Genomic DNA, 7,332 nt, shown 5'->3' with positions numbered 1-7,332 from the left:
TGTCCAACCAAGCAAATCCACCCGGTGTTGCAACCACCGCGTGAATCCGCCCCCCCATCAAAAGCCGAAAACTCCCCACCCCCACCCAAGACCCCGAACAAATCGCCACCACAGCCCAATCCCTACTCAACAAATTCGACCTCACCCGCCCCATCCGCCTCCTCGGCATCCGCCTCGAATTCGTCCCACCCACCCCCGAGGAACCCTCGGATATATAACTTTCCCTGAACAAAGTTATCTAGCGGCCGAAGTGACCTCGGCGGCTCAGTCGAGTTGCGTGAGGAGTTTCGCCATCTCTGGGTAGGTGGATTGGACTGCTTGGGGGTTGTTCAGGCGGTGGCGTTCCAGGCGGAGGGTGGCGGCCAGGAGGCAGTTGATGGTCCGGGCTGTCGACTCGGCCGAAGTGGGGCCGCGGACGGCGTGTACTGCGCGGGTGATCGTGCCGAGTTGGCGGAAGAAGGTTGTGCGGCCGGAGCGTGGGTACGTGTCGAGGTGCTTCGGTGCGGGGATGCCCGGTAGGCAGGTTTGGATCATCCAGTCGCGGTTGATCACCTCGTGGGACCAATCGACGGCGAGTACGCGTGGCAGCAGCGGTGCGATTGTCGCCAGCCAGGGGAGAGTCGCGTACTCGTTTCGCATCAGGTGTCGTTCGGAGCCGAACTGGGCCGCCTCCTCGGGCGCGGCTCGCAGGATGACTGGCTCGTCGCGCCCGCGCAGGTCGACCCGGTACACGGAGTTGTACCCGCCGAGCCCCAGCTCGACCGCGGCGACCGCTTCCAGGCCGAGCGCGCGCCGGCAGACCGCTTCGATCTGCGGCGGCGTCAGCGACTGCTGGAAGGCGCCCGGAGCCCGCTCGACCGGCTGGAGCTTCACAGGCCGTAGGTACGGGTGGCGGTGGTGGTGAAGACGGCGTGCTGCTCGGCGGGGGACAAGGCGGAGGTGAGGACTTCGGCGGTTTCGACGACCTCGGCGTAGGACGCGGCGAGTAGGCAGACCGGCCAGTCCGAACCGAACATCACTCGGTCCGGGCCGAAGGCGTCCAGAACGGTGTCGGCGTACGGCTGGAGGTCCGCGGGTTTCCAGTTGCGCCACGAGGCTTCGGTGACCATGCCGGAGAGTTTGCAGGTCACGTTCGGCAGGGCGGCCAGGGCGCGAAGCTCGGCTGCCCACGGCTCCAGCGGATCGCCGATTCTCGGCTTGGAGATGTGGTCGACGACGAAGGTGAGTTGCGGAAGATCGCGGACGGTCCGGATCGCGGCCGGCAAGTGCGGTGGTTTGGTCAGCAGGTCGTACGCCAAGCCGGCGTCAGCGACCGCGGCGAGACCGCGCTGGACGTCGGACCGGAGCAGCCAGCTGTCATCCGGTTCATCGTGTACCTGATGCCGAATCCCCTTCAAATAAACACCATCCGGACGCGCGAGCAACCCGGCCAGCACGTCGGCAACATCAGGCGCGGTGAGATCGACCCAGCCGACCACGCCCGCGACAAGCTCGTTGCCAGCAGCAACTTCCAGGAACTCGACGGTCTCGGCCACCTCACCGACTGTTTGTACGAGCACCGTTGACGTGACGTCAGCGGCCGCAGCCAGCGGTACCAGCTCGTCGATCGAGAAGCTGCGGCGAATCGGGTCCAGCTCCGGACCAACCATCCACGACTGCTCCCGAACCGCCAGATCCCAGATGTGATGATGCGCGTCGACCCTGCTCATAACACTCTCCTCATCCGACCCGGCCTCATCCGGCCCGGCGGTCGTCGATCGCGTCCTGGTTCCAGTCGATGCCGAGACCGGGTACGTCCGGCGCGACCACGTGCCCGTCGACGATATCCAGCTCGCTCGACGTGATCGCCCGCAGCTGCGGAATGTGCTCCACATACCGCCCGTTGGGTACGGCAGCGGTCAGGCTCACGTGCAACTCCATCAGAAAATGCGGACACACCTCGAGATTGAACGTCTCGGCCAGGTGCGCGACCTTCAACCAGGGCGTGATGCCCCCGACCCGAGCCACATCAACCTGCACGATCCCAGCACCTCCGGCGGCAACGTACTCCCGGAACTGCGACACCGAGTACAACGATTCCCCCACCGCGATCGGAATCGAGGTCGACTCCGCCAAGCGCACATGCCCGGTCACGTCATCGGCCGGCAGCGGTTCCTCGAACCAGGTCAGATCCACGGACTCGTACGCCGCCGCCCGCCGCCGCGCTTCCGGGTACGTCATCGACTGATTGGCGTCGACCATGATGTCCATCGACGGCCCGACGGCGTCCCGAACCGCTCGAAGCCGCTCCAGATCCTCGTGTACATGGGGTTTCCCGACCTTGAGCTTCACCCCCGACCAACCAGCCTGCTGCGACGCGAGCGCACCGGCAACCAGCCCATCCGTTGCCAAGTGCAACCAGCCACCTTCGGTGTCATACAACGGCACCTGCTGCCGATAACCGCCGGCCAGCCGCCACAATGGCTCGCCCGCGCGCAAACACCGCAAGTCCCACAGCGCGGTGTCGACGGCCGCCAGCGCCAATGACGTGATCGCGCCCACGGTTGTCGCGTGCGTCGACCAGAACAGCTCCGACCAAAGCGCCTCGACGTTGCGCGCATCCGTACCGATCAATCGCGGCAGCAGGTGATCCCGGAGCATGGCGAGTACGGAGCTGCCGCCGGTGCCGATCGTGTACGAGTACCCGACGCCGGTCAGTCCGTCCGCGGTTGCCAGCTCGACGAAGATGGTTTCCTGCTTGAGGAACGACTGCACGGCATCGGTCCGGACGGTTTCCACCTCGAGGTCGACCAGATAGGCCTCGGCGCGGACGATCGGCGTACCCACAGTGTCCTCCCAAGATCCTATAGGATATTGCGCAACCTGATGCTGCCGCCTCACACTGGAGCCGTCAAGGCGGACCGCGCGTCGGGCAGAATGGGTCCAGGAGGAGCGACTGGTGACGGATGCACATGTGGGCTTGGCCGGGCAGCTCAGCCGCCTGCCCCAGCGACAGGTGCTGAGCGACGACGTCTACGAGACGGTCAAGGGCCTGATCATGGACAGTGTGGTCGAGCCGGGCACCCGGCTGAACATCGACGCGCTGACCCGCGAGCTCGGCATCTCCCAGACCCCCATCCGGGAGTCGCTGGCCCGGCTCGAGTCCGACGGCCTGGTGATCAAGGAGCCGCTCCGCGGGTACCGGGTGTCCTCGCGGCTGACCCGCGCCGAGTTCGAGGACCTGTTCGAGTTCCGGCTGCACATCGAGCCGTGGGCGGCCGCGCGCGCCGCCGAACGGTCCGGCGCCGAGGACCTGGCCCGGCTCAAGGCCGAGATGCTGAGTTACACCGATGTACCCGATCGCCCTTCGTACGAGAGTTACCGGGCGATGGCAGCGCACGACCAGCGGTTCCACGACCTCGTACTCGAGCTGGCCGGAAACGAGACCGCCCGGCTGTCCTTCCAGCGGACGCATTGCCACCTGCACCTCTTCCGGCTGTACTACGGTGGCGGCATCGCGACGAAGGCGTTGCGAGAGCACAAGGCAGTGGTCACCGCTGTCCGCAAGGGCGATCCGGAGGAGGCAGCCGCCGCGATGCGGTCACACATCGAAGCCTCCCGCGCCCGGTTGCGTCCCATCTTCGATCAGGACTGAAACCAGGGAGACATCTGTGGAACTGCTCCGCCTCGGGGCGGTCGGCGAAGAGCGCCCGTACGTACGCGCCGCCGACGGCACCGTTCACGACCTGACTGCACTCACGGCCGACCTCGACGGAGCGTTCCTGGCCGCGGACGGCATCGCCCGTACGCGCGACGCTCTTGAAGCCGGCGCGCTGCCTGTCGCCGAAACCACCGGCCTGCGGGTCGGCGCACCGATCGCCCGGCCCGGCGCGGTCGTATGCATCGGCCAGAACTACGCCGCCCACGCCGCCGAGTCGGGCGCCGAACCGCCCAAGCAGCCGATCGTCTTCTTCAAGCACCCCAACACGGTCGTCGGCCCGTACGACGAGGTGCTCGTCCCGCGCGGATCGGTCAAGACCGATTGGGAGGTCGAGCTCGCGGTCGTGATCGGGAAGCAGGCGCGGTACGTCGAAACCGACGCGGACGCGCTGGCCTGCATCGCCGGGTACGCGGTGTCGAACGACGTGTCCGAGCGCGCCTTCCAGATCGAGGTGTCCGGCGGGCAGTGGTCGAAGGGGAAGTGCTGCGAGACGTTCAACCCGCTGGGGCCCGCGCTGGTACCGGCGGATGAGGTTGAGGACGTACAGAATCTGCGGTTGCGGTCGTGGGTGAACGGTGAGGCGCGGCAGGATTCGAGTACGCAGGACATGATCTTCTCGGTCGCGGCGTTGATTCGCGATCTGTCGCAGTACATGGTGCTCAGCCCCGGTGACATCGTGAACACCGGGACGCCGGAGGGCGTGGCGTTGTCGGGGCGGTTCCCGTACCTGTCGCCGGGTGATGTGATGGAGCTGGAGATCGACGGGCTCGGCCGCCAAAAGCAGGTGCTCGGGAAGGGCTGAACTGTCGGCGCTGGGGTCTAGCGTCGCGGGCATGGATTTTCTGGGCGAGATCAGCAGTTCGTACGACAACGTCGCGGCTTCGTATGCCGAGCTTGTCCAGGAAGGCCCGCCGGAGGAGGCCGACAACCTCGACCTCCTCACCCAGCTCCTCCCGTCCCGCGAGCTGCCCGTCCTGGACGCCGGCTGCGGCCCCGGTCGAGTCACCGCCCAGCTGCACGCCCGCGGCCTGACCGCGATCGGCCTCGACCTCTCCCCCGGCATGATCGCGGTCGCCCGGTCGGCCCATCCCGCGGTCGACTTCCGGGTCGGTTCCATGACCGCACTGGACCTGCCCGACGGTTCGGTCGGCGGCGTGATCGCCTGGTGGTCGATCATCCACCTACCGCGCGACGTCGTACCGCAGGCCTTCGCCGAGTTCCACCGCGTCCTGGCACCCGGCGGCGTACTCCTCGTCGGCTTCCACGTAGGCACCACCACCACCCACAAAACCACCGGCTACGGCGGCCACCCCATGAACATCCAAGTCCACCGCCACCAGCCAGAAGCCCTGACCCAAACCGCCACCACCATCGGCTTCACCCCCCACTCCAACCCCACCCCCGACCGCCTCTACTTCCAGAAGCCGTAACCGGCGGGAGCAGTCGGCGAGACCGACGGCAGCTCCGCGGCTCCGGCAGGTATTACAGGGCGTCCGGGTGGGGGGTTTGGCCGGTGAAGGTCAGGCGCCAGTCGGTGGAATGGGCGTCTACGGTGAGGTCGTAGCCCTGGCGGCGGGCGGTTAGTTGGTGGTGGTCGCCGGTGTTTTCGGCGATGGTGACCTTCCAGCCGCGGGACTCCAGGGTGTCGGCGGCGAAGCTGAGCTGGGCTTCGGGGTCCGGGGTGGTGGGGTCGCCGGTCTCGACGGTGATCGTGCAGACGGACTCGGGACCGCGGTCGCCGGACAAAGCGTCCGGGTCGGTCGGGCCGGGGTCCTGGGTGACCGTCGGGGTCTGATCGGGTACGACGATCGCCGCCACCGCGAGGAGCTCCGAGCGGAGGTAGTTACGCGCTTGGGTCAACGTCACGCTTCCGTGATACACCGTCCAGCCAAGCCCCGCGAGACGACGCAGCGATTCGTTACCTGCGACGCTCCGTGCACGGGTCAAAGAGTTACGGTCGGCTCGCCGCGAAGCTCGTGCTCAGGTCAGGTGGCCAGTGGGGTTTCGCCGGTGAGGGTTATTCGCCAGTCTGTTGTCCAGGCGTGTACAGCGATGTCGTAGCCGTCGCGTTGGGCCGAGACGCGGTGGTGCCCGTTCTCCGGGGGTTGCACCTCGGTGGTCCATCCGCGCGCCCGGAGCGCGGCCGCGGCGGCGGTCACGGCGGCTGTTGGGTCGGGCGACTTCGGATCGCCGGTCTCGACGGTGATCCGGCATACGGTCGCGGGCCCGCGCCCGTCGAAGAGTACGCCTGGGTTCACCGGTCCCGGATCATGCGTGACGACCGGCCGCTGCCCCGGCACCACAGTCTCCGCGACCGCGATCAGCTCGGCCCGCAAGTACTCCCGCCCGGCGTTCATCGGCGTCGCCCTCCGCTCTGGTGGTCCCGCCCGGAGGCGCGTTGCGACCCACCTCGCGTCACCCCGGTACCCCGGGCGGTGCTCTCACGCTCCCCCGCCACCCGCTCAACCGAGCTCCACCCCAGATCCGGTGCGGTCTCACCAGGGCCGGATGCGGGCACGCCGGAGGCAACTGCGGGGCGGTGGGGGTGCGTTAGGTTCACTACGCCGTCGTAGACCGCGGAGGCTGCCTTGGCCAGCTGGTTGAAGGGGGTGCCCCAGGAGGCGACTCGGCCCAGGTCTGTCTCGGTGGTGCGGGTTGTGTCGGTGGTGGTGATCGCCTTGAGGTCGCCGCGTACGACCCGGCCGATGTTGCGCAGAGCCTCACTGTTCGTACGGTAGTACTCGTTGTGCCAGTGCACCGACACCGCTTCGTCGTTCGCCAGCGGATCGTTCGTCGCCATCCGTACCGCATCCGGGAAGGTCGCCGGATCAGGCCCGTGCCACTCGGAGTACGCGACATAGTCCCCTGGCGCACGCTCCACGTACAGCGTCGTCGGCGGCGGTACGAAATCGGCCGCCTCATCGATGTACTTCCGGATGCCCGGCGACCCCGTCATCACAACGCGACCCGGCCGTGCGCCGTTGATCAGCGCCTCGCCGGCCACATCGGTGCCGTACGAGTGCGCGACGAGCGTGACTTCGGCATCAACCGCCTTCAGCTCATCGACCTCGTTCATGAACTCCGCCAGCCGCGGCCCACCTTCAAGCGCCGCATCCTTGCTCGCCGCCTGCGCCAGCCCCTGCGGCGAGTCGTAGTCCAGCCACACGATCACCGCAGTACCCGGGCCGGCCTCCTGGCGGACCAGATCGCCGCGATCAGCCTGCCCGCGGAAGGTGTCCAGGCTGTTGCCCATTCCCGGTACGAGCACCGCGACGTACTTCGCCTGGCGCAGCTCACCCAGTACCTCGACCGCGCGTCCTTGTCCTTCCGGATCGACTTTCAAGAACTGCCGCGGCCGCCGCACTTCGACAACGTTGCCCTCAGCATCTACCTCGGCAACGGTGACCGGCGTGAGTAGTTCGTTGACGGTGTCGAGGCGAGTTCGTTGCTCGTCGGTCGCGGTACCGGCGCTGACCGCCGCCTGCAGCCGATCGCGCGCCGCGACCAGCAGCGCATGGTTGGCGCCGAACCGTGCAACCAGCTCATCGGACTCAAGCATCGTGACTCCCCGTGACAACCGGCCTCCTGGGCGTGAGGCCAAGCCAACCGCAGTTTGTCAGGAGAAGCGCCGG

At 67.4% G+C, this 7,332-nt stretch carries 10 protein-coding genes; 4 read left to right on the top strand and 6 right to left on the bottom strand.

The window, feature by feature from the left end:
* The first annotated feature begins 44 nt into the window (after nt 1–44).
* Nucleotides 45–218 (top strand): DinB/UmuC family translesion DNA polymerase, encoded by a 174-nt coding sequence (locus ABD260_RS34180; RefSeq protein WP_344240502.1) that lies wholly within the window; start codon nt 45–47, stop codon nt 216–218.
* A 46-nt stretch (nt 219–264) separates the two neighbouring features.
* Here ABD260_RS34180 and ABD260_RS34175 read toward each other — a convergent pair whose 3' ends face one another.
* From ABD260_RS34175 to ABD260_RS34165, 3 genes are read right to left on the bottom strand one after another with little or no spacing between them, the layout of a single operon-like run.
* Nucleotides 265–873, bottom strand: coding sequence for a phosphotransferase family protein (locus tag ABD260_RS34175; protein ID WP_344240496.1), 609 nt, complete (start codon nt 871–873; stop codon nt 265–267).
* A complete protein-coding gene (locus ABD260_RS34170) occupies nt 870–1,709 on the bottom strand; it encodes an amidohydrolase family protein (RefSeq protein WP_344240494.1) in 840 nt (279 codons plus the stop codon). Before ABD260_RS34170 ends, ABD260_RS34175 begins: the two co-directional genes overlap by 4 nt.
* A gap of 25 nt (nt 1,710–1,734) precedes the next feature.
* Entirely contained in the window at nt 1,735–2,826 is a 1,092-nt protein-coding gene (locus tag ABD260_RS34165) for a mandelate racemase/muconate lactonizing enzyme family protein (RefSeq protein ID WP_344240492.1), read from the bottom strand.
* 112 nt (nt 2,827–2,938) lie between these two features.
* Here ABD260_RS34165 and ABD260_RS34160 point away from each other — a divergent pair, with 112 nt between their 5' ends.
* From ABD260_RS34160 to ABD260_RS34150, 3 genes are read left to right on the top strand one after another with little or no spacing between them, the layout of a single operon-like run.
* The gene (locus ABD260_RS34160) at nt 2,939–3,634 is read left to right on the top strand and encodes a GntR family transcriptional regulator (RefSeq protein WP_344240490.1); all 696 of its coding nucleotides are present in this window, start codon (nt 2,939–2,941) and stop codon (nt 3,632–3,634) included.
* A 16-nt stretch (nt 3,635–3,650) separates the two neighbouring features.
* A complete protein-coding gene (locus tag ABD260_RS34155; protein ID WP_344240488.1) occupies nt 3,651–4,502 on the top strand; it encodes a fumarylacetoacetate hydrolase family protein in 852 nt (283 codons plus the stop codon).
* A 31-nt stretch (nt 4,503–4,533) separates the two neighbouring features.
* Entirely contained in the window at nt 4,534–5,130 is a 597-nt protein-coding gene (locus ABD260_RS34150; protein ID WP_344240486.1) for a class I SAM-dependent methyltransferase, read from the top strand.
* Nucleotides 5,131–5,182: 52 nt separating this feature from the next.
* On the opposite strand, the gene ABD260_RS34145 is transcribed toward ABD260_RS34150, so the two are convergent.
* The 3 genes from ABD260_RS34145 to ABD260_RS34135 all read right to left on the bottom strand — a co-directional run bounded on the left by ABD260_RS34145 (nt 5,183) and on the right by ABD260_RS34135 (nt 7,259).
* Entirely contained in the window at nt 5,183–5,566 is a 384-nt protein-coding gene (locus tag ABD260_RS34145) for a hypothetical protein (protein WP_344240484.1), read from the bottom strand.
* 119 nt (nt 5,567–5,685) lie between these two features.
* Entirely contained in the window at nt 5,686–6,057 is a 372-nt protein-coding gene (locus ABD260_RS34140; RefSeq protein ID WP_344240482.1) for a hypothetical protein, read from the bottom strand.
* The gene (locus ABD260_RS34135; protein WP_344240480.1) at nt 6,054–7,259 is read right to left on the bottom strand and encodes an alpha/beta hydrolase; all 1,206 of its coding nucleotides are present in this window, start codon (nt 7,257–7,259) and stop codon (nt 6,054–6,056) included. The genes ABD260_RS34140 and ABD260_RS34135 overlap by 4 nt, the downstream gene beginning before the upstream one ends.
* Nucleotides 7,260–7,332 lie beyond the last annotated feature (73 nt).

The sequence above is a fragment of the Kribbella hippodromi genome (assembly GCF_039531045.1).
Taxonomy (GTDB): Bacteria; Actinomycetota; Actinomycetes; order Propionibacteriales; family Kribbellaceae; genus Kribbella; species Kribbella hippodromi.
This window is presented reverse-complemented; position numbering and strand designations above follow the sequence as displayed.

What these genes read in the sequence shown, in the direction of transcription:
- ABD260_RS34170 (WP_344240494.1), bottom strand. Translation starts at nt 1,709, where the DNA reads ATGAGCAGGGTCGACGCGCATCATCACATCTGGGATCTGGCGGTTCGG.
- ABD260_RS34150 (WP_344240486.1), top strand. Translation starts at nt 4,534, where the DNA reads ATGGATTTTCTGGGCGAGATCAGCAGTTCGTACGACAACGTCGCGGCT.
- ABD260_RS34140 (WP_344240482.1), bottom strand. Translation starts at nt 6,057, where the DNA reads ATGAACGCCGGGCGGGAGTACTTGCGGGCCGAGCTGATCGCGGTCGCG.
- ABD260_RS34135 (WP_344240480.1), bottom strand. Translation starts at nt 7,259, where the DNA reads ATGCTTGAGTCCGATGAGCTGGTTGCACGGTTCGGCGCCAACCATGCG.